Origin of the sequence: Acetobacter orientalis, assembly GCF_000963965.1 — a bacterium.
In the GTDB taxonomy this organism is placed as follows: domain Bacteria; phylum Pseudomonadota; class Alphaproteobacteria; order Acetobacterales; family Acetobacteraceae; genus Acetobacter; species Acetobacter orientalis.
Genome location: NZ_BAMX01000024.1, coordinates 22788 through 47841, shown reverse-complemented (window position 1 = coordinate 47841; position 25054 = coordinate 22788). Strand labels below are relative to the sequence as shown.

18 protein-coding genes are annotated in these 25054 nt (G+C 54.8%); 12 read left to right on the top strand and 6 right to left on the bottom strand.

Annotated elements, in window-relative coordinates; all coding sequences use genetic code 11:
• The first annotated feature begins 125 nt into the window (after positions 1-125).
• From Abor_RS09475 to Abor_RS09460, 4 genes are all read left to right on the top strand, one after another.
• Positions 126-2351, top strand: coding sequence for an ATP-dependent helicase (locus Abor_RS09475; protein WP_048841635.1), 2226 nt, complete (start codon positions 126-128; stop codon positions 2349-2351).
• Positions 2352-2357: 6 nt separating this feature from the next.
• Positions 2358-3272: a 50S ribosomal protein L11 methyltransferase gene (locus Abor_RS09470; RefSeq protein ID WP_048841634.1), complete on the top strand. Its 915-nt coding sequence runs from the start codon at positions 2358-2360 to the stop codon at positions 3270-3272.
• 133 nt (positions 3273-3405) lie between these two features.
• The gene (locus tag Abor_RS09465; protein ID WP_048841633.1) at positions 3406-5190 is read left to right on the top strand and encodes an aminopeptidase P family protein; all 1785 of its coding nucleotides are present in this window, start codon (positions 3406-3408) and stop codon (positions 5188-5190) included.
• A 94-nt stretch (positions 5191-5284) separates the two neighbouring features.
• Complete coding sequence (locus Abor_RS09460; RefSeq protein ID WP_048841632.1) at positions 5285-6316, top strand: isocitrate/isopropylmalate dehydrogenase family protein; 1032 nt, start codon at positions 5285-5287, stop codon at positions 6314-6316.
• Positions 6317-6414: 98 nt separating this feature from the next.
• Here the strand turns inward: Abor_RS09460 and Abor_RS09455 are convergent, their stop codons facing one another.
• Both Abor_RS09455 and Abor_RS13150 read right to left on the bottom strand, forming a co-directional pair.
• On the bottom strand, positions 6415-6945 hold the full coding sequence (locus Abor_RS09455) for a YdcF family protein (RefSeq protein ID WP_261767195.1): 531 nt from the start codon (positions 6943-6945) through the stop codon (positions 6415-6417).
• Positions 6946-6976: 31 nt separating this feature from the next.
• Positions 6977-7216, bottom strand: a complete 240-nt coding sequence (locus tag Abor_RS13150) for a hypothetical protein (protein WP_232015079.1) — start codon at positions 7214-7216, stop codon at positions 6977-6979.
• 56 nt (positions 7217-7272) lie between these two features.
• Here Abor_RS13150 and Abor_RS09450 point away from each other — a divergent pair, with 56 nt between their 5' ends.
• The 3 genes from Abor_RS09450 (at position 7273) to Abor_RS09440 (ending at position 11255) form a co-directional block, all read left to right on the top strand.
• Positions 7273-8577 carry an MFS transporter gene (locus Abor_RS09450; RefSeq protein WP_232015078.1) on the top strand — a complete coding sequence of 435 codons (1305 nt, stop codon included), beginning with the start codon at positions 7273-7275 and terminating at the stop codon, positions 8575-8577.
• A 149-nt stretch (positions 8578-8726) separates the two neighbouring features.
• Positions 8727-10040, top strand: a complete 1314-nt coding sequence (locus Abor_RS09445; RefSeq protein WP_084594478.1) for a DUF1800 domain-containing protein — start codon at positions 8727-8729, stop codon at positions 10038-10040.
• A gap of 3 nt (positions 10041-10043) precedes the next feature.
• Positions 10044-11255 carry a DUF1501 domain-containing protein gene (locus Abor_RS09440; protein WP_048841631.1) on the top strand — a complete coding sequence of 404 codons (1212 nt, stop codon included), beginning with the start codon at positions 10044-10046 and terminating at the stop codon, positions 11253-11255.
• Positions 11256-11718: 463 nt separating this feature from the next.
• Here Abor_RS09440 and Abor_RS09435 read toward each other — a convergent pair whose 3' ends face one another.
• Both Abor_RS09435 and rpsD read right to left on the bottom strand, forming a co-directional pair.
• Positions 11719-13266, bottom strand: coding sequence for a peptide chain release factor 3 (locus Abor_RS09435; protein ID WP_048841629.1), 1548 nt, complete (start codon positions 13264-13266; stop codon positions 11719-11721).
• 108 nt (positions 13267-13374) lie between these two features.
• Positions 13375-13992 (bottom strand): 30S ribosomal protein S4, encoded by a 618-nt coding sequence (rpsD, locus tag Abor_RS09430; RefSeq protein WP_048841628.1) that lies wholly within the window; start codon positions 13990-13992, stop codon positions 13375-13377.
• 320 nt (positions 13993-14312) lie between these two features.
• Here rpsD and Abor_RS09425 point away from each other — a divergent pair, with 320 nt between their 5' ends.
• Positions 14313-14864: an HdeD family acid-resistance protein gene (locus Abor_RS09425; RefSeq protein ID WP_048841627.1), complete on the top strand. Its 552-nt coding sequence runs from the start codon at positions 14313-14315 to the stop codon at positions 14862-14864.
• Positions 14865-15144: 280 nt separating this feature from the next.
• Here the strand turns inward: Abor_RS09425 and Abor_RS09420 are convergent, their stop codons facing one another.
• A complete protein-coding gene (locus Abor_RS09420; protein ID WP_048841626.1) occupies positions 15145-17805 on the bottom strand; it encodes a cation:proton antiporter in 2661 nt (886 codons plus the stop codon).
• Between the two features lie 351 nt (positions 17806-18156).
• On the opposite strand from Abor_RS09420, the gene fumC reads away from it, so the two are divergent.
• The 4 genes from fumC to Abor_RS09400 all read left to right on the top strand — a co-directional run bounded on the left by fumC (position 18157) and on the right by Abor_RS09400 (position 23550).
• Positions 18157-19602, top strand: coding sequence for a class II fumarate hydratase (fumC, locus tag Abor_RS09415; RefSeq protein WP_048841625.1), 1446 nt, complete (start codon positions 18157-18159; stop codon positions 19600-19602).
• 110 nt (positions 19603-19712) lie between these two features.
• Positions 19713-19883 carry a hypothetical protein gene (locus tag Abor_RS09410; protein ID WP_158319733.1) on the top strand — a complete coding sequence of 57 codons (171 nt, stop codon included), beginning with the start codon at positions 19713-19715 and terminating at the stop codon, positions 19881-19883.
• The gene (locus tag Abor_RS09405) at positions 19864-21621 is read left to right on the top strand and encodes an ABC transporter substrate-binding protein (RefSeq protein WP_084594477.1); all 1758 of its coding nucleotides are present in this window, start codon (positions 19864-19866) and stop codon (positions 21619-21621) included. Before Abor_RS09410 ends, Abor_RS09405 begins: the two co-directional genes overlap by 20 nt.
• A gap of 258 nt (positions 21622-21879) precedes the next feature.
• Positions 21880-23550 carry a Na+/H+ antiporter gene (locus tag Abor_RS09400; protein WP_048841813.1) on the top strand — a complete coding sequence of 557 codons (1671 nt, stop codon included), beginning with the start codon at positions 21880-21882 and terminating at the stop codon, positions 23548-23550.
• Positions 23551-23963: 413 nt separating this feature from the next.
• Here Abor_RS09400 and pstS read toward each other — a convergent pair whose 3' ends face one another.
• Positions 23964-25016, bottom strand: coding sequence for a phosphate ABC transporter substrate-binding protein PstS (gene pstS, locus Abor_RS09395; RefSeq protein ID WP_084594476.1), 1053 nt, complete (start codon positions 25014-25016; stop codon positions 23964-23966).
• Positions 25017-25054: the final 38 nt, after the last annotated feature.

Here is a 25054-nt window from a genome sequence, read left to right as displayed (position 1 = left end):
CACCAACTGTAAAACACTTACCCAGCCCCCTATCACAGGCTAAAATAGCCTAAAAAAGGTTTGCCTGTTTTTGGGGGGCTCCAATTGGCCTTAGCACGACAACGCACTATAAAGGGCGCGTGAATATGTCAGACCATTCCCCCGCACCACATTTGCCATCCTCTACCGGGGAGGGTGAAGGCTATTTGGCGCGCCTCAACCCCGAGCAACGCACCGCCATTGAAACCACAGATGGCCCCTTGCTGGTGCTGGCAGGAGCAGGCACGGGCAAAACACGCGTGCTCACCACCCGCTTTGCGCATATTTTGCTCACGGAGCGGGCCAAACCGTGGCAAATTCTGGCGGTAACCTTTACCAATAAAGCTGCCCGCGAAATGCGCGAGCGCGTTGGCGTTATATTAGGGGAAGCGGTTGAAGGGCTATGGCTAGGCACTTTCCATGCTTTGTGCGCCCGTATGCTGCGCCGCCATGCTGAGTATGCTGGTCTAACCCAAAGCTTTACCATTCTTGATACAGACGACCAGATGCGCCTGCTCAAGCAAGTTATGGAACCGTGGCAGCTCGACACCAAACGTTGGCCTGCCCCCGGCCTTATGGGCGTTATTCAACGCTGGAAAGACCGTGGCCTAACCCCCGCCCGCGTAACCGATGCCGATGATACAGACTTTGCCAACGGCCACGCCCGCGCCATTTACACAGCCTACCAAACCCGCCTGCGAGACTTAAACGCCTGCGACTTTGGTGACCTGATGCTGCATGTCACTGAAATATTGCGCACCCGCCCCGATGTGCTTGAGCAATACCACCGGCTGTTTCGTTATATTCTGGTCGATGAATACCAAGACACCAACACCGTACAGTATCTCTGGCTGCGCCTGCTGGCCAAACGCTCTGGCACCCAATCAAATATCTGCTGCGTGGGAGATGACGACCAGTCTATTTATTCTTGGCGCGGGGCCGAGGTTGAAAATATTCTGCGCTTTGAAAAAGATTTTCCCGGCGCACAAATTGTACGCCTAGAGCGTAATTACCGCTCTACCCAGCATATTCTAGGCGCTGCCGCCGGGCTTATTGCGCATAATGGTGAGCGCTTGGGCAAAACCCTGCGCTCTGGCAAAGATGATGCCAGCGGCGAGAAAGTGCGCGTAACCGGCGTGTGGGATTCAGACACAGAAGCGCGCGCTGTGTGCGATGCAGCCGAGAGCTTTCGCGCCAAAGGGGCCTCTTTGGCAGAAATGGCCATTTTGGTGCGTGCAGGCTTTCAAACCCGCGCGTTTGAAGAACGGCTGGTACAAACCGGCCTACCCTACCGCATTGTTGGCGGCGTGCGTTTTTACGAACGCACCGAAATACGCGATGCCTTGGCCTATATGCGCATACTGCACCAACCAGCAGATGACCTCGCGTTTGAGCGTATCATCAACGTGCCCAAACGTGGCGTTGGCCCTGCTGGCCTGCAAAAACTGCACGCTGCCGCCCGCGCACGCCAGGTGCCCTTGGCCGCAGGCACCCAAGCCTTGGTGGCCGAAGGCGGCCTTAAAGGCAAAATGGGCGCAGAAATTACCAAACTGATGGACGCCCTCTCCAGCACGCGCGACATTCTTGTGCGTGAAGGGCACGTGGTCGCCCTAGAGTTTTTGCTTGAAGAAAGCGGCTACCTTGACATGTGGCGCAACGACCGCTCGGTTGAGGCACCGGGCAGGCTCGAAAACCTGAAAGAACTCACCCGCGCACTGGCAGACTTTGGCACCCTTGGCGAATTTTTAGAACATGTGGCCCTCGTTATGGAGCATGACGAAAACGCCGGAGACGCCAAACTCTCTCTCATGACCCTACACGGCGCAAAAGGGCTAGAGTTTGATATTGTGTTTCTACCGGGGTGGGAAGAAGGTGTTTTCCCCTCCCAACGCACATTAGATGAAGGCGGCCTTAAAGGGCTGGAAGAAGAGCGTCGGCTGGCTTACGTGGGCATTACCCGCGCCAAAAAACACGCTCTTATTTACCATGCAGACCGCAGGCGTATTTACGCTAACTGGCAGCCCTCTATGCCAAGCCGCTTTCTGGACGAACTGCCAGAAGAGCACGTTGTGCGTAAAAACAACGGCGGCACACAGCCACGTGGCCTTAACCTAAGCGAGTCTGTTTTTGACAACGGCCCCCTTACCAGCCGCAGGCGGCAAGACCCGCTCGCCGCAAGTACCACCCTTCCCAACTTTCAGCTTGGAGACCAAGTGCGCCACCCTCGCTTTGGCGTAGGCGTTATTATTGGGGCAGACCGCCACCAGCTTGAAGTGATTTTTGAAAGCGGTGCTACCAAGCGCCTCCTCTCCTCCTTTATCGAGAAAGTCTAGAATTTAATGGCCGTTCCACCCCGCAGACACGCCACCGCCCTAGAAACGGTCACTGTAACCGTGCCTGAAGCCGCGGTTGAGGCTTATGAAAGCGCCATTGGTGCCGTTTGCACCACCGTTGGTATTTTTGAGGCCAACCCAGAAGGCACCCTTTGGCGCGTTGAAGGCGTAAAAGATGTTGGCCACCGCGATGACGAACTGGAAACGGCCCTTACCCTCGCCCAGCTTACCAGCGGTGTTAGTGCAGACCTCACGCGTGAAGCAACCGAGGCAGAAGGCTGGCTGGCCCGGACGTACGAGGCTTTCCCTGAGCAAGAGGTGGGCCAGCGTTTTGTTGTGCGTGGCACCCATTTGCCAGACACCAAAAACGCCACCCGCATTGTGCTTACCCTTGATGCCGGGGTGGCTTTTGGCTCGGGCGAGCACGGCTCTACCCGTGGTTGCCTGCGCGCGCTTGAAAGCATTGCCCACCGTAACCCCCGCCGTATTCTAGACCTTGGCTGTGGCTCTGGTATTCTGGCTATGGCCGCCGCCGCCCTTTTGCATAAAAAAGTGTTGGCGGTTGATATCGAGCCTTGGTCTGTGCGCGTATCGGCAGAAAATGCGGCCCGCAACGGCTTAAGCCGTGCTCTTACCTGCCGCTTGGGTAACGGCTGGCGCACCCCAGAAATTAGGCGCAAAGCCCCCTACGACCTTGTGTTTGCCAATATTCTGGCACGCCCCCTCTGCCTTATGGCCAAAGACCTTGCACAAAACCTTGCCCCCGGCGGTACAGTTATTTTGGCAGGTCTGCTCCGCACCCAAATTCGTATGGTGCTGGCAGCCCATAGCAGGCAGGGTTTGGTGCTTGAAAAAACCTTCCTTGAAGGCGACTGGGCAACCCTTGTCTTACGCCAGCCCTATACAGCCAAAACCCATTAACCACCCTAACCCCAAACAGCCCCCCGCTCTGCCAGTACCGCGCACACCGCTTATCAGGGGGCTGTTTGCCTAAAAGCTAAAAAAATAGCCCGCCAGCCATTTTGCCTACGCCAGACCAGTAAGGGTTTTTGCTATGCTCTCTCCCTCCGCCAGCCGCCTAGAGGCCCTCCGCACCCTTTTAAAACACGAAGGGCTAGACGGGCTTATTGTCCCGCATGGTGATGAGTTTTTGGGCGAATATACCCCCGCCTGTGCAGAGCGGCTGGCATGGCTTACCAATTTTACCGGCAGTGCGGGGCTTGCCCTTGTGTTAGCAGACCACGCCGCCGTTTTTTCAGATGGCCGCTATACAACCCAGCTAGAACAGCAAGTAGACCAAACCTGCTGGGCGTGTGAGCATATTTACCAAAACCCACCCCCAGCATGGCTACAAGCACATACCAAAACAGGCGCACGCATTGGGTACGACCCACGCATTATGAGCCAAGCTGAGCTCCGGCCTTTTCAAGCCGCTGCCCAAAATTATAGCCTTGTGCCCACCCCCACAAACCTCATCGACCACCTCTGGCACGACCGCCCTGCTTTTCCCGCAGGGCCAGCGGTTATTCACCCCCTTAGCTATGCGGGTGAAAGTGCGCAAAGCAAACGTGCCCGCCTAGCACACACACTCCAACACCTTGGCCAGAATGCTGCTGTCTTGAGCGATTCCGCATCTATTGCGTGGTTGCTCAATATTCGTGGTTCAGACATTCCCTGCACGCCCGTTGTGCTGGCTTTTGCCCTGCTGCATGCCGATGCCACGCTGGATTTATTCTTGCACGCCAGCAAGCTACCAGAGCCTGTACGGGCATGGCTCGGCCCAGATATTCGCGTGCATGAACCCACACAGCTTGAGCGCGTACTGGCTAGCCTAAGCGGTAAAACCGTTGGGGTTGACCCCGCTACTAATGCCGTGTGGTTTGCCCAAACCCTTAGCCACCACAACGCTACCGTGCAGGAAAGCCCAGACCCCTGCCTGCTGCCCAAGGCGTTAAAAAACCCAACCGAGCAAGACGGCACCCGCACCGCCCACTTAAAAGATGGCGTAGCCCTGTGCCGTTTCCTGCATTGGCTCGATACAGAGGGCCAAGGCACCACCGAGCTAAAAGCGGCCGAAAAACTTGAGAGCTTCCGGGCCGAAGGCGCCGAATATTGCGGTGAGTCGTTTCCCGCCATTTCAGGTTCTGGGCCCAACGGGGCGGTTATTCACTACCGTGTCACCCCCCAGACAGACCGTACCTTACAGCAAAACGAGGTCTATCTTATAGATAGCGGCGGCCAATACCCACAGGGCACAACCGATGTCACCCGTACTATCTGGACAGGGCCAGACACCCCAGCCCCCGCCTTAAAAGAAAACTTTACCCGTGTGCTCAAAGGGAACTTGCGCTTAGGCCGGGCGCGTTTTCCCAAAGGCACCACTGGCTCAGCGCTCGATAGCCTTGCGCGGTTTGACCTATGGCAAGCCGGGTTAGATTACGACCACGGCACTGGCCACGGTGTAGGCAGCTTTTTATCTGTGCATGAAGGCCCTGCGCGTATTTCCAAAATACCCAACGCCATTGCCCTCGATACAGGTATGATTCTCTCTAACGAGCCGGGTTATTACCAACCCGGCGCCTATGGTATCCGGCTAGAAACACTGGTGCTGGTACAGCCTTTGCCAGCAACTGAGGGCACGCGCCCCAGCTACCAGTTTGAAACACTTACCCTTGCCCCATTCGACCGCCGCCTGATTGACGCAAAGAGTCTCGGCACGGAAGATACGAGTATTCTAGATGCCTACCATGCGCGGGTGCTGCACCTCATTGGCCCACACCTACCCCCAACGGCCAAAAAATGGCTGGAAACCACGTGTGCGCCGCTCAAGAGCGCGTGAAGGCACAGAACAGTCTTGGCTGGTCACGCAATTGGGAATCGCGTCATCAGCCGAACCGGCGCAGAAAAGCTGCGAAGTGAAGGGAGCTTCCAGAATGACGACAGACAGCAAGACCATCCCCGCTACTCTTATCCCCGGTGACGGTATCGGCCCCGAAATTGTTGAATCGGTAATCGAAATCCTGAACGCGGTCGGCGCACCGTTCGCTTGGGACAAGCAACTGGCCGGTATGGCCGGGGTGGATGCGGTCAACGACCCGCTGCCAAAACAGACCATTGAAAGCATTCGCCGCACTGGCCTTGCTCTTAAAGGCCCGCTCACCACGCCAGTGGGGGGTGGCTTCAAATCCATCAACGTAACGCTGCGTCAGGAATTTGGGCTTTTTGCCAACCTGCGCCCCACCAAAACCATTGTGCCCGGTGGCCGTTTCGACAAAATTGACCTTGTTCTCTTCCGCGAGAACCTTGAAGGTTATTATGCCGCAATGGAGCATTACATTCCGGTGGGTGAAGACCCCAAGGGCATTGCTCTTAGCTCTGGCTACAACTCTCGTACAGAATGCCGTCGCATTGTAAAATTTGCGTTCGAATATGCGCTCAAGAACAACCGTAAAACGGTTACAATTGTTCATAAAGCCAACATTCTTAAACTACTGACCGGCCTGTTCCTTGAAGAAGGCCGTAAAGTTGCTGCTGAATATGAAGGCCGCGTTGCCTTTAACGAACGGATTGTAGACGCCTGCGCCATGCAGCTTGTCATCAACCCATGGCAGTTTGATGTTGTGGTCACCACCAACCTGTTTGGCGACATTCTGTCCGACCTGACAGCGGGCCTTGTTGGCGGTCTGGGCATGGCACCGGGTGCTAACATTGGTGAAAAAGCTGCCGTGTTTGAAGCCGTACACGGCTCCGCACCAGACATTGCTGGCAAAGGCATTGCCAACCCGCTGGCTCTGCTGCTTGCCGCAGTCATGATGCTCCAGCACGTTGGCCGCCAAGACCTTGCAGACCGTATTGACCTTGCTATTAAAAAGGTCATTACAGACGGTGGCCTGCGCACCAAAGACCTAGGCGGCAACGCCACAACAAAAGACCTGACAGCAGCCCTCAAACAGCAGCTCGTCTAAACCTTTTGCTAAAAAACGGGAGCGGCTTTTGCCCTCCCGTTTTTTACGGCGCACATGCCACACCTGCATTTTGCTTTATTTTAAGTACCCCAGTTTTTTTATAATAACCGGGTACGCAGCCCTTCTAAGCCGCCTATTTGCGCCAGCACGCTCTGGTAGCACACCTCAATACGAGGTGGTATTTCAACATGCGGAATAAAGCCTTTGCCGCGCGGGCCATAGCCTGCTTCCGTATCGCGTAGGCGGGCCATCTCTCCTAACAGTAAAGAAACAAGCCGCTCTGGTGCCCATAGCCCTGCCGGTAAGGTGGGGGCATACGTTATTGTACCGTGGCGTTCTACCAACGCAGGCACAAAAGTGGGCCAACTGTAAAAGCGTGGTGGCTGCTTACTCTCGCACCATGCTTTTTGAAACGTCACCACTGTGCGCAACTGCATAAGCGGGTCTTGCACCACCACAATGTTTGAGGGGGCCATACCCAGTTCTGCCAGTTTATTGCGGGTAAAGGCTGCGTTTTCTCCGTAGTTGGTTGAGTGCGTTTCCAGTATAAGCTGTTCTGGGGGCATGCCCCAGCAGGCAACAGCAATATCTCCCACACTCTCAGCTTCTGTCCGGCTTTGCGTTTGCACTACGGCACTATACCCAGCCGCCCGTACAGCCTCATGCAACAAAGTGGTAGAATGGCCCCCCCCCGCCAGATAGGAGCAACGGGCACCCTACTTGTTTAGCCAACGCACAGGCCTGCTGGGCCGTGGCTAAAATGGCGTTACCTGCATGCACCACAAGGTCTATACGTGCAGGGTCTATAATGGCGCTATCATCTGCGGCCAAAAACGCTAAAATCGCATTTATACTGTGTGTATTTTCTGCTGTTTGTACAATATCGTCAAAACTCAGCATTGCGTTCTGGTGCCTCCCCCGCCACTCTTCATCCCAACATATAGTGCGCACATACTTTGCTTGGCCTTACCGGCTTTGGCCAGAAACTGCGTAAAAAACCAGCACTCCCCGCCAGTGCTTCCATGCAGGACACACATACTCTTATGCCCCCGCACGCCCCCACCACTCCCGCACAAACACCCGAGCACGAAGCACACCCCATGATTACCCGCCCACTTGTGCTGCTTATTGCAACCGCTTGTGGGCTTATTGTGGCCAATCTTTACTACGCCCAACCCCTCTCTGGGCTTATCAGCGCCTCGCTCCATATGCAGCCGGGCCAGTCTGGGCTTATTGTAACAGTAACCCAGATTGGTTACTGCGCCGGGCTGCTTTTACTTGTGCCCTTGGCAGACCTGCTCGAAAACCGCAGCCTTATTGTCTGGATGACCCGTCTAGTCGCTCTGGCCATTTTTGCGCTGCCTTTTGCGGGCTCCCCCGCTCTCTTTTTGTTCGCTATTAGCCTTGTGGGCGTTTTATCTGTTGCCGTGCAAATGCTTGTCCCGTTTGCAGCCCACCTCGCTCCGGTTGCCATACGGGGGCAAATTGTCGGTAATGTTATGAGCGGCCTTATGCTGGGCATTATGCTGGCACGCCCTGTGGCAAGCCTTGTGGCCCAAGTCGCCTCTTGGCGGGTTATTTTTCTGCTCTCTGCGGCCCTTATGCTGGTTTTATCGGTTGTACTGGGCAAAATGTTGCCCCGCCGCATGCCCACTACCCGGCAAAGCTACGGCGCGTTGTTGGGCTCTATGGTACACCTGCTTGCAACAACCCCCGTGCTCCAACGCCGTGCTTTTTACCATGCCTGTATGTTTGGCGCGTTCAGCCTGTTCTGGACAGTCACCCCGCTACTGCTTACCCACGCCCCTTACGCGCTGTCTCAGGGTGAAATTGCCCTTTTTGCACTGGTTGGCGTAACAGGCGCTATTGCTGCCCCCATAGCTGGCCGCGTAGCAGATAAAGGCTGGATCTGGCCCGCCACACTCGCCGCCATGACCCTAAGCATAGCCGCCTTTTTCATGACATGGCTGGTAAGTGCCCCCATGCTCTTTGTTATCGTACTGGCTGTAGCGGGCATTATGATAGACTTTGGTAACACCGCTAATCTAGTGTTAGGCCAACGCGTGCTCTTTGTGCTGGCACCAGAACACCGGGGCCGCATTAATGCGCTCTATATGGCCATTTTCTTTTTAGGTGGGGCTATTGGCTCAGGCGTTGGTGGCTGGGCTTACGAGCACGGGGGCTGGCACCTTGCTGCCTGTTTCGGTGCAGGCATGCCAGCACTTGCTCTTTTGGCATGCCTTACCGAAAAACGGCCCTAACCCAACGCTATTCTGCCTCTGGCACACCGGTTTGTATAATTATGTTTAGTGTTTCGAAACATTTTTGAAACACTAAAGTCTGGTTGCTGCCACATTTGGGCCGCACCATTTTGGCTCAAATGCCCCCCATTATGGCGTAACGAAACCCAATGCTCCAGCTTGAAACCATAAACCGCTTTGGCTGGGGCATACGCCCCCAAGAGCAACCACAGGGCACTTTGTCCCAATGGCTTTCAAGCCAGTTGCAAGGGCCAGATGCCGCGAGCTTTCCCGGTGTTAGCTCCTGCGCAGACGGGCTTATTGCCCTACGCCAACAACGCATGGACAAAATGCAGGGTGACCCCTTGGTCAAACCCATTTTTTTGGCAGATGCCTCAGCCCAGCTCAACGCGCTACTCACAACCCAGCAACCCTTTCGGGAGCGGTTGGCATGGTTTTGGTTTAACCATTTTACCGTAAGCATGCGCCAAGGCGGCACGCGCGGCATTGTGGGCGCTTACATGCGCGAGGCTATTCGCCCCCATGTTACGGGCCGTTTTACAGACATGCTGGCTGCGGTCATGAGCCACCCTGCCATGCTTATGTATCTCGATAACGCGTCATCCATCGGGCCAAACAGCCCTGCCGGGCAAAAGCGCCACCGCGGGCTAAACGAAAATCTGGCCCGTGAATGTCTTGAACTCCACACAGTTTCCCCTAAGTCTGGCTATACACAGGCCGATGTCACCGCTTTTGCCGCCATTCTCACTGGCTGGAGTGTGGATATGAAAGCCGATGAACCTGGCTTTACCTTTCGGGACAATGCCCACGAACCCGGCGAAAAAACCGTCATGGGCCAAGTCTTTCCCGAAGGGTTAGATGGCGGCATTCAAGCCATACAGTTTTTAGGCACTCACCCCGCCACTTACCGCCATATTGCCACACAACTGGTCACGCATTTTATTTCAGACACCCCCAGCGAGCACGACATAAACTACATTACCACCGTGCTACACGACACACAGGGCGACCTCGGGGCGGCCTCGCTGGCTCTTGGCTCTCTCTCCAGTGCAGAACAACCCACAGCGGGCAAATTCCGCTCCCCTATGGACTACGCAACGGCTGTTATGCGGGCACTTTCGTTGGGCAATAAGCCCGACCAAGACCCAACAGACCCGCATTCTGCCGCACGCACATTGTTGGGCGCGTATTCAAGCCTTGGCCAACCGTTATGGACAGCCCCGCTCCCCAATGGCTGGAGCGACCTTGCCTCAGACTGGTCAAGTCCGGCAGACCTGCTGGCCCGCACAGACTGGTCGTGGCGTTTGTCTGCCCACGCCCATACGTCAGACCCGCTTGAAATTGCCAACGCCACTCTTGGCCCGGCACTGCGCAAAACCACTTATACCGCCATGCGCACCGCTGGCTCGCGGCAAGATGCGCTTACTCTCCTGTTCTCCTCTCCAGAATTCCAAAGGCGCTAAGCCATGATGATCCGCCGCCGTACAGCCCTGCTCGGTCTTGCTGCAAGCTGGACACTTGGGCGTTCTTCTCTCGCACTGGCCGCCCCTGCCAGCCGCCCAGATGAACCACGCTTTGTTGTGGTGCTCATGCGCGGCGCGCTTGATGGCATGGCCGCCGTCCCCCCTTACGGAGACCCCAGCCTAACCACCCACCGCAAAGCCTTGCTGCTGCCAGAGCCGGGGCAAGAAAAAGGCCTACTAGACCTTGGCGGCTTTTATGGTCTGCACCCTGCCCTAAGTGGCATGCATGACCTTTATGGCGCAGGCCAGTTTTTGCCCATTCACGCAACCGCTGGCCACTACCGCAGCCGCTCGCATTTTGAGGCGCAAGATTATCTTGAAAGTGGCGCAGACCAACGCATGACCAGCGGCTGGCTTAACCGTGCCGTGGCAAGCCTGCCTCAGCACGGCACCAAGCCAGATGGCTACGGGCTGGCAATGGGCCTAACCGTACCGCTGCTGCTACGCGGGAGCGCCCATGTTGGCAGTTACGCCCCTGCCGCTGCCCAACACCCAGACCCCGAACTTTATAACCAAATTGCCGCCCTAAACGATGCAGACCCCATAACCGGCCCCGCCTACCGCCACGCCCTAAAGGCGCGTTCTTTTTCTGAAGCCGTTATGGCGCCAGACGCAGCCCCCAACACACCAGACCAAGCAAAACGCAAAACAGATAATTTTACCATGTTGGCCACAGCAGCAGGCCACATGCTAGCAGACCCACAAGGCCCCCGCGTAGCCGCACTAGAAATTGGCGGGTGGGACACACACGCAGGCCAAGTTGGCCGCCTTAACGGCCCCCTGTCACAGCTAGACCGTGGCATTATGGCTCTAAAAAATAGCCTTGGCCCCGTTTGGGATAAAACGGTTGTGCTGGTTATGACAGAATTTGGCCGCACCGTGCGTATGAACGGCACCAGCGGCACAGACCACGGCACCGGCACAGTCACCTTTGTTGCCGGTGGCCCTGTAACCGGTGGCCGCGTTGGTGGCACATGGCCGGGCCTTAAACCCAGCCAATTGTTCGAAAACCGAGACCTAGCCCCCACAACAGATGCCCGCACCATAGCCTCTGGCATACTGGTTGAGCATATGGGCCTACCCCGCACAGCGTTAGCACAGGTCTTCCCCGGTGCCCCCTCCACACCAATGGAAGGGCTTGTTCGCAGAGCGTAAATAACACCCTTTTGCGGGCTTGCACCTTGCACCTTGCACCTTGCACCTTGCACCTTGCACCGCAGAAACAAAAAGGTTGGGCAAAAACAACGCATTTTATGGAGCATTTTGCCCCCACCCACAGGCTTTACCGCCTACCAGTGGCATGTATTGAAGGCATAAAAACAATCATTTTTAGGCACATGCAAAACGGTACGCGACACTCTACTAAGGCACGCTCCAAACAGCCCGCAACAATATGCACACCTGTGGCCTGCCCACTCTCAAAAATGTCTTTTAAATACGCAGGCACAAGAGAGAGGCAAAACCGCTAAGGGCTACCTATGGGGCAGACAACAGCCACACAGACTGTCACGTACAGACTGTGCAAAGTCCAAGCCAGTCTGCCCTTCCCCATAGCCAGCACCTTGCCCCGTACAAAGCTCCCTTGGGCAACAGGGTAAAAGCTGGCCGTTACGCTGTGTTATTTAATTTCCAAGCCAATCTGTTTAATGTCATGGAAACTAATATCAGGGTTCTGTTCCTGCGTGCGGCGCATCATGAAAGAGGATGTCGCCAAAAATACGGGGTCATCGTCCAGATCGTCAGCCATGGCGCTACGATTGACTTGCGCAAAGGTTTCAATTTTTTCGCGCGGGCCTGTCACCCAACGCGCTAACGAAAACGGCGTGTTATCAAACCCAATCGCCACGCCATATTCCGCTTTTAAGCGGGCTTGCAACACATCAAGCTGCAAAGTTCCCACAACACCCACAATAGGCTGCGCCCCATCTTGCGGCTTAAAGAGCTGCACCACGCCTTCTTCCGCAAGCTGGGTAAGGGCCTGTTTCAGCTTTTTGGCTTTCATGGCGTCATCTAGGCGTACGCGGCGTAAAATTTCCGGGGCGAAGTGGGGCACACCGGTAAATTTCAGGTCTTCGTTTTCGGTTAGCGTATCCCCAATGCGCAAGGTGCCATGGTTGGGAATACCCACCACATCACCCGCAAACGCTTCTTCTGCCAACTGGCGGTCACGGGCAAAAAAGAACTGCGGCGTATGCACCGCAAAGCTTTTGCCGGTGCGTGTATGGCGCAGGCGCATGCCGCGCTCCAGCTTGCCAGAGCAAATACGCGCAAAGGCAATACGGTCGCGGTGGTTGGGGTCCATATTGGCCTGAATTTTAAACACCAGCGCCGTCATGCCGGGCTCATCCGCTTTAACGGTACGGGTTTCAGCCACCTGGCTACGGGGGGATGGCCCAAAGGCCACCAAGGCATCAAGCAGGTCGGTTACGCCAATTTCTTTCATGGCGCTCCCAAAGAACACGGGCGTTAGGTGCCCTGCATCAAAGGATTCCCGGTCAAATTCAGGCAAGGCGCCTTCGGCCAGTTCCAGCTCTTCGGCCAACTGCTCCATACGCGGGTCTGTGGGGGCTAATTCTTCCTGCGTGTGCAGTTTTTTGCTTAAAATATCATACGTGCCCACAAATTTGGCGGCACGGCCAACCGGCCATGTTGCCGGTGCTGTATCCAGCGCCAAAGATGAGGCAATTTCGTCAAGCAATGCAAAGGGGTCTTGTGCTTCACGGTCCATTTTATTGATGAACGTCACAATAGGAATATCGCGCAGGCGACAAATTTCAAACAGCTTGCGGGTTCTGTCTTCAATACCTTTGGCGGCGTCAATGACCATCACCGCAGAGTCAACCGCGGTTAGGGTACGGTAGGTATCTTCCGAGAAGTCTTCATGGCCGGGGGTATCAAGCAGGTTAAAAATGCACCCACCATACTCAAAGGTCATGACCGAACTGACCACAGAAATACCGCGGTCACGCTCAATGCTCATCCAGTCAGAGCGGGTACGGCGGCGCTCCCCTTTGGCGCGCACGTTACCAGCAAGCTGAATAGCCCCACCGGCCCGCAATATCCGTTCTGTCAGGGTCGTTTTGCCGGCGTCTGGGTGCGAGATAATTGCAAAAGTACGACGGCGGGCAATTTCCGTGCTCAGGTCGGTAACGGGCGCATCAGACATAACGGAGTATCCGGGCTGAAAAAGAAAAGGCTGGGTATAAACGGCAAACGCCGGATGGAGAGGTTGCCCTCCACCCGGCGCTTACACAAATCGGGCTTAAGCGCTCGATTAACGAGAGTAGTATTCAACCACCAGGTTTGGTTCCATCTGTACCGGGTAAGGCACGTCAGAGAACTTCGGCCCACGGATGAAGGTACCCTTCATCTGGCGGTGATCAACTTCCATGTATTCAGGCACGTCGCGTTCGGTTGTCTGGGTTGAATCCAGAACGATAGCGAGCTGCTTGGATTTTTCACGCACTTCAATCACATCACCATCTTTAACGATGTAAGATGGGATGTTGAGCTTGCGGCCATTAACCAGAATGTGACCGTGGTTCACAAACTGACGGGCAGCAAACGGCGTAATCGCAAACTTCATGCGGTAAATAACCGCATCCAGACGGCGTTCCAGCAGGTTGATCAGGTTTTCAGACGTATCGCCTTTACGACGCACGGCTTCCTGATAGTAGCGGCGGAACTGCTTTTCGCTGATGTTACCGTAGTAACCTTTCAGCTTCTGCTTAGCCATCAGCTGTACAGAGAAGTCAGAAGGCTTGCCTTTGCGGCGCTGGCCATGCTGGCCGGGGCCGTATTCGCGGCGGTTAACCGGAGACTTTGCACGGCCCCACAGGTTTACGCCAAGGCGGCGGTTAATTTTATATTTGCTCTCGAGGCGCTTGCTCATAGTGCGCTCTTCTCTTCCACACAGGCAACGGGCCACCATTTTCTGGTATACCCACTGCGTATTGCGCCGGTAGTCTCTGTCCCCCACGGATCAGAGCGGGCGCAGTCCGTATTACCAAGAAAACGAGAGCATATTTCGTCTTGCTTGGCCGGCCTGTCCACGTTCCCGGCAATGGGGGCAGGCATTACGATAAACTCTAGCCCCCTGTCAACTCACCCAAAGCCTGCAAAGCGGCAATGCGCCAAGTAAAACTGTGCTAGGCTTATAAAAGGCGCGTAGTATACTGTACGCTACATCATAAGAAAAAAGGATCTATCAGCATGCCGTTTGCCAGAAAATGGGGGCTGTTTGTCGGGCTTGGTGTTGCCCTAATTGCCCTTGGCTTTATTGCCTGTATTGATGCCGTTTCGGTTACGCTTGCCAGCACCATTTTCATTGGGTTTCTCATTATTCTGGCAGGCCTTATGCAAGCCATTCACGCCTTTGCGGTCAGAGACTGGGGCGGTTTTCTCTTTTCGCTGCTTGCGGGCATTCTCTACGTTGTAGCCGGCGTTATGATTATTGAAGAACCCGTAACCGGCGCAAGCATGATAACCCTGTTTGCCGCAGCCTGCTTTATTGTTGTGGGCATTATGCGCTGCGTACTGGCTTTCCAAAACCGCGCAATGGCAGGCTGGGGTATTTTGCTTGGTGGGGGGCTTATCAGCCTGCTTGTAGGCGTTAGCCTCTATCTTACCCTGCCATGGTCTGGGCTATGGCTTATTGGCACCTTTATTGCGGTAGAGCTCATTGTAAGCGGCCTAGGCTGGGTACAGGTTGGCCTTGCCCTACGCCGCCAGCAAGACATTACACCCCCACCCAGCGGGTTCTAAACCCCGCCACCCTTTAGGCGGCTGCGTCACCAATTGGCGTAGCACTCAGCAAAAAGGCAGTGCCCATTCTGGCACTGCCTTTTTTGTTGCTTTATCTGCACAAGGCAGAAAAATAATTGTAGCGGTTAAACCTCTAAATTTAACTAGGCAACACCACGCGCAACTCTACGCATAGTGCCCCACACCACAGAGAGCCCCCGAAAAATTCACAATTGAAGCATAGCTGCGGGCCTTTAGGGGGCACCCTAGGGGCTTTTTACTAAGCCCCCACAGTTATCCCTTATTCCCCTTTGCCTGTACCCTCTTTCTGCGCGGTGTCTTGTGCGCCAGCCACTACTTCCTCTTTCGTAGGGGGTAAAGCGCTCACCGGGCTCCCTAAAAGGGCATGGGCGGCAATACCGGGCTGTTCAAGACGTTCTTCCGGCACCTCTTGGCCCGGTACCAGTTTAACGGCCCTATCGCCTTCATCGCGCTTGCGCCGCAAGTTTTCGATGTTTTCCAAAACAATTGGGTATTCTTCTACCAAACGGCGAAAGCGTGAGGCGCTAATCACCATAAAATGCCCAAATTGAATGGCCCTAATCGTAGCCGGGCAGCGCTCTTTTCTATACGCCCCCAACGCGCCTATCAGGTCACCTGCACCGTAGCGTACATCACGCTCGGCCACGTGGCACTCTGCCAAGCCCGCACTAATAAAATAGATGTGCTTAATTTTACGGCCACGGCGGCAAATAAGCTCCTGCGGGGCAACAAACCGTAAGGAGGTTGTGGTCGCCAGATCGTGCAATTCAGCGCCGGGCAGGCCTTTAAACACAGCCGCATTTTTGAGCCGTGCCTCAATACCGCTCCGCAGGTCAAAACTCAGCGGCTTATCTAACCGAGCCCGCCTGCGCTCCAGCTCTTTAACAAGCTCACGGTTTAGCTCGTCACTAATCAGAGATTCCGCCATGAGAGAGTCATACTCCTCCCCCTCCAAGCGCAGCACAATCTGGCGGAATATCCGGTTTTCCAACGCTTCCGAATACCCATGGTAATGCAGCCGCAACGTCTCTAACGCTTCATTCAGCAATTTACGCTGGCGCTGCAAAACCTCGGCCACAATTTCCCCAATACGGGGGCCAAGGGTAGGCTCTAAGCGCTCGCGCATAAAGCGCGTGAGCGAAATAGACACAAAATGTGCGACCATAAGCATTTCAAAACGCTCAGCCATACACAGCATTAAAGGCCGGTCTATATGCAGGTTTTTATGCACCCACTGTGCCAGCTTAAACCGCAATGATGGGCTAAGCCTACGCCGCAAAGCCCGCACATAGCCAAGGCGGCCTTCAAGGCGTGCACCATCAATGGCCGCCTCACTGCTCCGTAGCAGCGTTTCCATTACCCGCCGGGACAAACCCTGAATACGAAACAGGTCAAGCAACACAGAGCGCTCTTGGCTGGCAATTGTTATCAGCGCCAAGTTCACGCGCTGCGTATCACTCATAGACGCATCAAATTCGTTGGCAGACTGCTCTTCATCTGCGCGGCGGTCTATCTGCTGCAATACCGGGCGTGTGGCATCGGTTGAAAAACCCAGCTCTTCCCCCATTTTGGCCGCACGGTCGCGCACATTATCAAGGCCAATGCTCAACACTTGGTGCCGCATGGCCTCGTCAATGGGTGAGAGCTTATCAAGCTTGAGAAACAACACCAAAGAGCGCAGCGTTGTGCCGTTAAGCAGCAGTGTAATCAGCACAAAGCCGGTGGCAATAATACCAATAAAATGCGCTATAGGGGTTGAGACATGCTCGTTCTCGGTAACGGCCAGCGCCAGAGCCAGGGTAATAGCCCCACGCAAACCACCCCACACCATGGTAACCTTAAAAGGTGTTGGCACAGGGGGCGAAAGTTTGGTCATGGCCAAAACCGGCAATAGGCCAAACACCACAGCCCCACGTGCGGCAAGCCCTGCAACGCTTGCAATAAGAATAAGCACACAGTCCCAACGGGTCATGCCCACAAGCAGGTGCGGCACGAGCATAGAGGCCAGCACAAACACCAAAGACCCCGCCCAAAACACAAGCTGCTGCCAGAGCTGGGTCAAAAACATCCATGTTTGGGGCCTAAAGGTTGAAGGCCCATAAACAGAGAGCGTAAGCCCTGCCGCAGCGGTTGCCACCACGCCAGAAACACCCAAAAATTCGTCAGAAATAATATAGGCCACATAAGGCAGGGCCACAGTCAGGGTAATTTCTGCCGCTGGCGCATTTCCAAGGGCGGTAATCATCATCAGGGTAAGTTGGCCAAACACCACCCCCACAATAAGCGCACCAGCAAAAGAAATCACAAACGAGACAATCGCCTCACCGGGGTGGATTGCGTGGTGCAGCGTGACCGATGGCAGCAAAATAGAGAAGATAGAAATAGCCGCGGCATCGTTAAGCAGCGCCTCCCCTTCCACAAGGCGGGTCAGGCGGGTGGCGGCCCCAATATCACGGAATATGCCTGCCACGGCAGAGGGGTCTGTGGTGGCAACAATAGAGCCAAGCAGCAGGCACACAACCAGTGGCACCTCTGCAAAGGGTTTCAGCGCAAAGCCAATTGTAGCGGTAGACACAACAACGGCCACAACGGCCAACAGCAAAACCGTACCCGTTTCATGCGCCAAGCGCCGCACATCAATGGCCAATGCGCCTTGAAACACCAGCACGGGCAAGAAAATAAGCAAAAAGGCTTCGCTGTTTATCGGGAAATCAAGCAGCATTTCCGCCAGCCCGTTAAGGGCGGCCAGATGCGAGTTACGCAGCGCAAAATCTGCCAAACTCCCGATAATAATACCAACAATAGCCAGCAGTACGGTTTCTGAAAGTTCAAGTTTGCGCGCTATGGGCTGTACCGCACTCACCACCACCAGCAAAAGACCAATGGCAAGCAGTACCGCAGCCAAACCTGTTACCGCCATACTCCCACTGTCCTTTCCGTACCAAATTTCTTCTTAATTTTCTGCCCTACCTACGCATTCTAATAGCCCGATGCGGCACTAAAATGGCGAAGCAGCCAGAAATTTGTTTTTCTTATCTTAGCATTGACCGATCGGTCAGACCACACCCGAAACCACTTATTTCACCGCAATGCACCTTTGCACCCCCTTTTGCCGCCACACCTCGGCCTAACGCCCAAAACGCACTTTGGTCGCTCAGTTGTGAGAAGTTTTTTGCCCCCACTGCCCTACCATGCCGCGTTAGGTAGCCAATACTCTTCTCCCCACACGCCCTCCCGGTTTCCCCATGGCAAGAGCGATAGGAACACAGGCATGACACACCCCACCATAACACCCTGCCCCGTTGGCATTCAGGCAACAGGCATGCGCCAAGAGCGCGATTCAATGGGGCAAATTGCCGTTCCGGCCGACAAATACTGGGGGGCGCAAACACAACGTAGCCTTGTCCATTTTTCTATTGGCACAGACCATATGCCCCTACCGCTCTACCATGCGTACGGCATTGTCAAAAAAGCCGCGGCCCTAGTAAACGCAGCAGAAGGCCGCATGCCCCAATGGAAAGCAGACCTGATTGCCCACGTAGCCGATGAAGTCAGCACCGGGGAGCTAGACGCCCACTTCCCGCTTTATGTGTGGCAAACAGGCTCTGGCACCCAAACCAACATGAACGTGAATGAGGTTATAGCCAACCGCGGCATACAGCTTGTAGGCGGCACAATTGGCTCCCAAACGCCCATACACCCCAATGATGATGTGAATATGGGCCAGTCCAGCAATGACTCGTTCCCCACCGCTATGCATGTGGTAACGCTTCTAGAGCTAGAAGACCGTCTTATTCCTGAAATTGAGCAGCTCAGCGCCACTTTGCACCGCAAAGCGCATGAATGGCAGGCGGTTGTTAAAATTGGGCGCACCCACTTACAAGACGCAGTCCCCCTTACTGTTGGGCAAGAATGGTCTGGCTGGGCCACGTTATTAGATGATGCCCTTAAAAACCTGCGCCACGCCAAAGACGCACTGCTAGAACTGGCAGCCGGTGGCACCGCAGTTGGCACGGGGTTAAATGCCCCCCAAGGCTTTAGCAAAGCCATTGCTGCCCGCATTGCAACCCTTACGGGCCGCCCGTTTATTACAGCACCCAACAAATTTGCAGCCCTTAGCGGGTTAGATGCCATGGTAAGAGCCTCTGCCGGGTTACGCGGCTTGGCCGTGCCTTTACTTAAAATAGCCAACGACATGCGCTGGCTGGCCTCTGGCCCCCGCTGCGGGCTTGGTGAGTTGATTTTACCAGAAAACGAGCCCGGCTCGTCCATTATGCCCGGCAAGGTCAACCCCACCCAGTGCGAAGCTCTGGTGATGATAGCCACACAGGTTTTAGGGAACGACACTACAGTGGGCTTTGCCGCCAGCCAAGGCCAGCTAGACCTTAACGTTATGCGCCCGATTATTTTGGCTAACTGCCTGCACAGCATACGCATTCTGGCAGATGGCTGCAAAAACTTCAGGGTGTTCTCCGTTGAAGGCACAACCCTAAACCGCGACAAACTAGCCCACTACGTAAATGGCTCGGTCATGCTGGTAACAGCCTTAACCCCAGAAATTGGGTACGATAAAGCCGCGGCCATTGCCCATACCGCCATGCAAGAAAACCTGAGTTTAAAAGACGCCGCCCTTAAATCTGGCTACCTAGACGGCCCCACTTTTGACCGGCTGGTAAACCCGCTAGATATGGTGGGGCATGGCACAGGGGGCGCATAAGCCCCCTCCCTCTCTTTCACGCAGGGGGTAATGGCGGTATGGTTGCTCTCTGGCCCCTATGCCACTGGCCTCACCCTGTTTCACACAAGCCCCAAGAAAGCCGCGTTATAATGACACAAGAAAACCCCAAAGCACCAAGCAAACTGGTACGGCTGGGCATTATCATCGCTACCCTTATTATGGGCTTGTACGTTCTTAGCTCTCTTTTCAAAAACTTCTCACACCTCATCACCCCGCCAGCGGCAACGGCTCCGGTTGAAAATGCAGCCCCAGCCCCCTAAAACCACAAACGTGCCAACACCCGCCCGACACCACTCAGGCAAAACCCTTGCAACTCTGGTTTTTGCGTTAGCGCTGCACCACACCACGGCAGCACTGGCGCAACAGGCAACACCCCAGCCCCAGCAAGACACACCGTACCAAGCCGCACATAAGGGCGGTACGCTTCGGCTAGTTGCCTCTACCTCTGGCGGCACGCTAGACCCCCAAATTAATTATTCTGGCAAATATATTAACCTGTTTGCCGTTGTGTATGACGGCCTGACCACTTTTAAAAAAGTACAAGGGCCAGAGGGCAACTCTGTCGTGCCCGACTTGGCAGAAAACCTACCAACCCCACAAGATGGCGGCCTTACCTACATTTTTACCCTTAGGCAGGGCATACGCTTTTCAAGTGGTCAGCCAGTTACCACGGCAGATGTCAGCGCATCACTACGCCGTATTTTCAAGGTTGGCTCTCCTACCGCTGGGTCATTTTATTCTGCCATTGTGGGGGCAGATTTATGCCTAAAAACCCCAGCAACATGCACCCTTAAAGGCGGGGTAGAAGAAAACCCGGCGCAACGCACCATCACCATTCATCTTGTGCGCCCAGATACCGAATTTTTACAAAAACTCGCCTTTACCCACGCAGTTATTGTGCCTGCCAACACCCCCGAGCACGATGTGGGCAACACCCCCATACCCAGCACCGGGCCATACCGCCTTACCAAATACGACCCCAATACGGCCCTTAGCCTAGACCGCAACCCATTTTTTAAAGAATGGAGCGCCATAGCCCAGCCCCAAGGCTACCCAGACACCATAGAATATAGTTTTGGCATACCCGATGAGGCCGCCGTAACAGCCGTAGAAAACGGGCAATACGACTTTATGGCAGACGTTATTCCTATGGATAGGTTGGGCGAGCTTGGTAACCGCTACACAGCCCAAACACATGTGCGGCCACACGCGGCCATGTATTTTCTCCCCATGAATGTTAATATCCCGCCTTTTAACAACCTTAAAGCACGGCAAGCGGTTAATTATGCGGTTAGCCGCAAAGCTATGGTCATTTTTTACGGTGGCCCCGGCATTGCCCGCCCACTATGCGGTATGGTGCCGTCCTCTCTCCCTGCTGCCACCAATTTCTGTTTTTATACAAAAGGGGCCAGCCCCATAGCACCCGCCCTACAATGGCAGGCACCAGACCTCGCTAAAGCACGCCAACTCGTGCAGGAAAGTGGTACGGCAGGCCAAAAAGTTACCCTTATAACCGCCAATACCAGTGTTGATATGGCAATGGGCGGCTGGGTGCGCGACATGCTGCAAAATATTGGCTACCAAGCCAGCATACGCCCTATCAGCAATACGCTGTCCATGACCTACGTACAAAACACGGCCAACAAGGTGCAAATCTCTCTCACCACATGGTCGGCAGATTACCCCTCCCCGTCCAATTTTCTGGACGACCTTCTGGGCTGTGAAAATTTTCACCCCAACTCAGACAGTTCCATCAATATTCCCGGCTTTTGCAACAAACAGGTACAAAACCTGATGGACAAAGCCAAAACAGACACAACCCTAACCCCCACCCAAACTGAAGACCTCTGGCGGCAGGCAGACCGTCTGGTCATGGCGCAAAGCCCTATAGCTCCTTTAATTGAGCGCGATACCGTTGTTCTTACCTCTGCCCGCTTAGGCAACTTCTTTTACACAACGGTTAACCAGCTTTTCTTCTCACAGGTTTGGGTGCGTTAAGCCACACCACCCCTGTTATCCACAGAATCTGTGGATGAAGTGCGGGACAATTACGGGATTGTCCGTGAATGACCCGCAAAACCTTCGTTTCTGCTCCTCCCCCCCCACCACAAACCGCCATTTAGCCCCGTGGTTTTGTACACAGCAGCCCCGAGCACTCACCCCCTGACAGACTGACCCCAGCATGATACGGGAATAACTCTTCGCCTTTGGTGCCCCTGGCCCGCAGGCCTGCATCAGGAACGCAGTTTTACCCCCATGGACGAAACCCTCCTTGCCCTCTCGCTGCTAACAATTACCGGGCTTACCGGCATTGGTGCGCGTATGCTCAACCTGCATATACCCATGCCACTTTTACAAATTGCAGCAGGGGCAACGGCCGCACTGGCAGGCTTGCGTGTGGGGTTAGATAACAACCTGTTTTTGCTGCTTTTTATTGCCCCGCTTTTGTTTGTAGATGCCTACCGCATACCCATGCGCGAATTTGGAGAGCTGCGGCATATTATTGCCGCCATGGCCATAGGGCTGGTGCTGCTTAGTACCTTGGCTGGGGGGTATTTTCTGCACTGGCTTTTGCCCACAGTCTCTCTCGCCGCAGCTTTCGCCCTAGCCGGTGCCCTCTCCCCCACAGATGCTATTTCGGTTTCTGGCATCTTACGAGGTGGCCGTGTACCGCCCCGTTTGCTCTACCTGTTGGGGGGTGAAGCCCTCCTCAACGACGCATCGGGTCTCGTCTGTTTCAAATTTGCCGTGGCTGCGGCCACAACAGGGTTGTTCTCACTCAAAGCCGCGTCGGCCAATTTTGTGTGGGTAGCCGCAGGCGGCGTGCTTACCGGCATTGCCATAGGCCTGTTAGGCAGCAAACTCGAAACTTACCTGCTACGCCGTGGGTACGACGACCCACCAAGCCACGCACTCTTAGCCCTCATGATCCCTTTTGCGGTGTATCTGGCTGCAGAATATATTGAAACATCAGGCATTTTAGCCGTGGTAGCCGGTGGCATGACCATACGCCTAAGCGGCGTTATGAACGAAACCCAAATTGAAACCCGCATGCGCGCCACCGCCATATGGGACATGGTGTCTTTCACGCTTAACGGGCTGGTGTTTCTTTTGCTGGGCTTGCAACTGCCCCACCTGCTGCACGAGGCCAAACGTATTCTTCGCTCATCAGGTGACCTCTCACTCTGGAGCGTCTTGCTCGCCATTCTTGGCCTTCAAGCGGTCATGACCCTTATCCGCCTCTTTTGGGTTACTGGCTCAGCCTCACTCCGGCAAATTATCGCCCATTTTCGCCACCGTGCCTGCGTGCTGCCCAGTTGGGGCGAAAAACTGATTATGGCTTTGGCGGGCACACGCGGCACAATCACGCTTGCCGCCATTCTCACGCTGCCCTCAGCAACAGATTTCCCACAACGCGACCTGCTTATAACGCTTGCCGCAGGCGTTATTATTAGCTCGCTCCTTGTGGCAAGCCTTCTTCTGCCACTCGCCTTACGCCTGCTCCCTGCCCCATCTCAAATGAGCACACCACAACAAGAACTCGACGACACCCGCTTGGCCTTGGTTGATACCGCGCTGGCCGTACTTAAAAACGAGACCGCCAAAAGCCAAGCAGACCCTACCTCAAGCACAGACTCTCCCGAACTTGCCCACGCCGTACCACTTTTGTTGCAAGAATTTCAGGAACTGCACCAAACGCTAGACGGTAAACAGCCAGACCCCGGCAGCACGCGCGACCTGTCTGTGCGCAACCGCCGGGCCGAGGTCGCTATACGCCTACGCATTATCCGTGCCCAACGCAAAACCCTGCGCGACCTACTACACGACCGTAATATTAACGATGAAACCGAACGCGTTTTAGGCCGCCAGCTTGATGTGCACGAGCAGGAATTAATAAACGAAGCCGCAGCCCTGCCGCACGCCTAACCCCCGGCAAAAAGCCGAAGTTTCAAACATATCCACAGAATCTGTGGATAGAATGAGGGACAACACCGGGATTACCCTTTGAACAAAGCTAACATCTAGCCAGCAGGCCTTTAAGCCACACCCAAACCGCCTGAAAGCGACCCGCTTCCGCGCCCTAAAATGCTTACAGAATAGTTCAAAAACGCACAGTTAAGGTCTGGCTACATATACTTGAGATACAATAGGCAACTTTGCAGCCACTAGACTGCTTTTTTGGGAGCAAAAAGCTGCCCTTACCGGCTCACAACAGTAAACAACCCAAGCGCTGCAATTTTTGAAAAACTTATTAGCCGCAGCTCTTTACTTTCAGCAGTACGTGCTGGTAGGCGCTAAAAAACAGCCGATAGCAAACCATATTATTTGAATAGAGCCTGCTATTGCCCAGTTGCTAAACGTTGCAAAACTGCCGCCTTAACCCGCTCTGGCAAAGGCACATAATCCAGCTTGCGGCTTTCTGCCTCACCCAACGTTAAGCCCCACCTAAAAAACATCTCTACTGCCTTACCTTGGCGGCTCTGCTGCGCCGTACGTGGCACAAGCGCATAGGTGGTGGTTACAATAGGCCACGCCCCTGCACCGTCTGTGTTGTTTAAAGACGCAGTCAGGTCAGGTTCAGCCCACACGGCGGCCTCTGCCGCTTTGGCAAAACTTTGGGCAGAGGGCGTTACAAAATTGCCCGCTTTATTCTGCAACTGTATAGCGCTCAGGTGGTTGCTAACAGCGTAGGCATATTCAACATAGCCCACACTGCCCTCGGTATTATGCACGTAAGCTGCAATGCCATCGTTACCACGAGCCCCCGCCCCCAAAGGCCACGCAACAGATGTAGCTTTGCCTACAGAAGCCCGCCATTGCGGGGCCACTTGGGTTAAATACTCGGTAAACACATACGTAGTGCCAGACCCATCGGCCCGATGCAGCGGGGCCACTGGTAGGTCTGGCAACGCTAAATCTGGGTTAAGGGCCGTAATGCGCGGGTCGTTCCATGTAGTAATGGTACCTGCGTACAGGTCGGCTAAAACCGGGCCGGTCAGTTTTAAGTGTTCTGTGGCAATGCCGGGAATATTGGCAATAACCACAATACCGCCAATAGCAGTCGGAAATTGTAATAATTGGCCTTTATGTAATTTTTCAGGGGCCATTGGGGCATCAGACGCCCCAAAATCGACCGTACCCGCTAAAACCTGATTTTGCCCCGCCCCAGAGCCAATGGTCTGGTAATTAACCCGCACCCCAGTTTGCTCTTCCGATGCAGCAGACCACGCTTCATACAAGGGGGCAGCAAAACTAGAGCCTGCACCCGTTATTTCTGCCGCCCAAAGGGCCTGCGGGGCGGCAAAACCACCCACACTTAACACCCCACCCAGCAGCACAGAAACAAAAGAGAAAGCCCGTGTTTTGCTAACGCATAACCGTGAGAAAACCATTGTTGTTACTCTCCCTCAGTGTTTCTGTGCCGCGTGGG

Excerpts from the sequence above, each read along its gene's own strand:
- Abor_RS09475 (WP_048841635.1), top strand. The coding sequence starts at position 126 with ATGTCAGACCATTCCCCCGCACCACATTTGCCATCCTCTACCGGGGAG.
- Abor_RS09470 (WP_048841634.1), top strand. The coding sequence starts at position 2,358 with ATGGCCGTTCCACCCCGCAGACACGCCACCGCCCTAGAAACGGTCACT.
- Abor_RS09465 (WP_048841633.1), top strand. The coding sequence starts at position 3,406 with ATGCTCTCTCCCTCCGCCAGCCGCCTAGAGGCCCTCCGCACCCTTTTA.
- Abor_RS09460 (WP_048841632.1), top strand. The coding sequence starts at position 5,285 with ATGACGACAGACAGCAAGACCATCCCCGCTACTCTTATCCCCGGTGAC.
- Abor_RS13150 (WP_232015079.1), bottom strand. The coding sequence starts at position 7,216 with ATGCTGAGTTTTGACGATATTGTACAAACAGCAGAAAATACACACAGT.
- Abor_RS09445 (WP_084594478.1), top strand. The coding sequence starts at position 8,727 with ATGCTCCAGCTTGAAACCATAAACCGCTTTGGCTGGGGCATACGCCCC.
- Abor_RS09440 (WP_048841631.1), top strand. The coding sequence starts at position 10,044 with ATGATGATCCGCCGCCGTACAGCCCTGCTCGGTCTTGCTGCAAGCTGG.
- Abor_RS09435 (WP_048841629.1), bottom strand. The coding sequence starts at position 13,266 with ATGTCTGATGCGCCCGTTACCGACCTGAGCACGGAAATTGCCCGCCGT.
- rpsD (WP_048841628.1), bottom strand. The coding sequence starts at position 13,992 with ATGAGCAAGCGCCTCGAGAGCAAATATAAAATTAACCGCCGCCTTGGC.
- Abor_RS09425 (WP_048841627.1), top strand. The coding sequence starts at position 14,313 with ATGCCGTTTGCCAGAAAATGGGGGCTGTTTGTCGGGCTTGGTGTTGCC.
- Abor_RS09420 (WP_048841626.1), bottom strand. The coding sequence starts at position 17,805 with ATGGCGGTAACAGGTTTGGCTGCGGTACTGCTTGCCATTGGTCTTTTG.
- fumC (WP_048841625.1), top strand. The coding sequence starts at position 18,157 with ATGACACACCCCACCATAACACCCTGCCCCGTTGGCATTCAGGCAACA.
- Abor_RS09410 (WP_158319733.1), top strand. The coding sequence starts at position 19,713 with ATGACACAAGAAAACCCCAAAGCACCAAGCAAACTGGTACGGCTGGGC.
- Abor_RS09405 (WP_084594477.1), top strand. The coding sequence starts at position 19,864 with ATGCAGCCCCAGCCCCCTAAAACCACAAACGTGCCAACACCCGCCCGA.
- Abor_RS09400 (WP_048841813.1), top strand. The coding sequence starts at position 21,880 with ATGGACGAAACCCTCCTTGCCCTCTCGCTGCTAACAATTACCGGGCTT.
- pstS (WP_084594476.1), bottom strand. The coding sequence starts at position 25,016 with ATGGTTTTCTCACGGTTATGCGTTAGCAAAACACGGGCTTTCTCTTTT.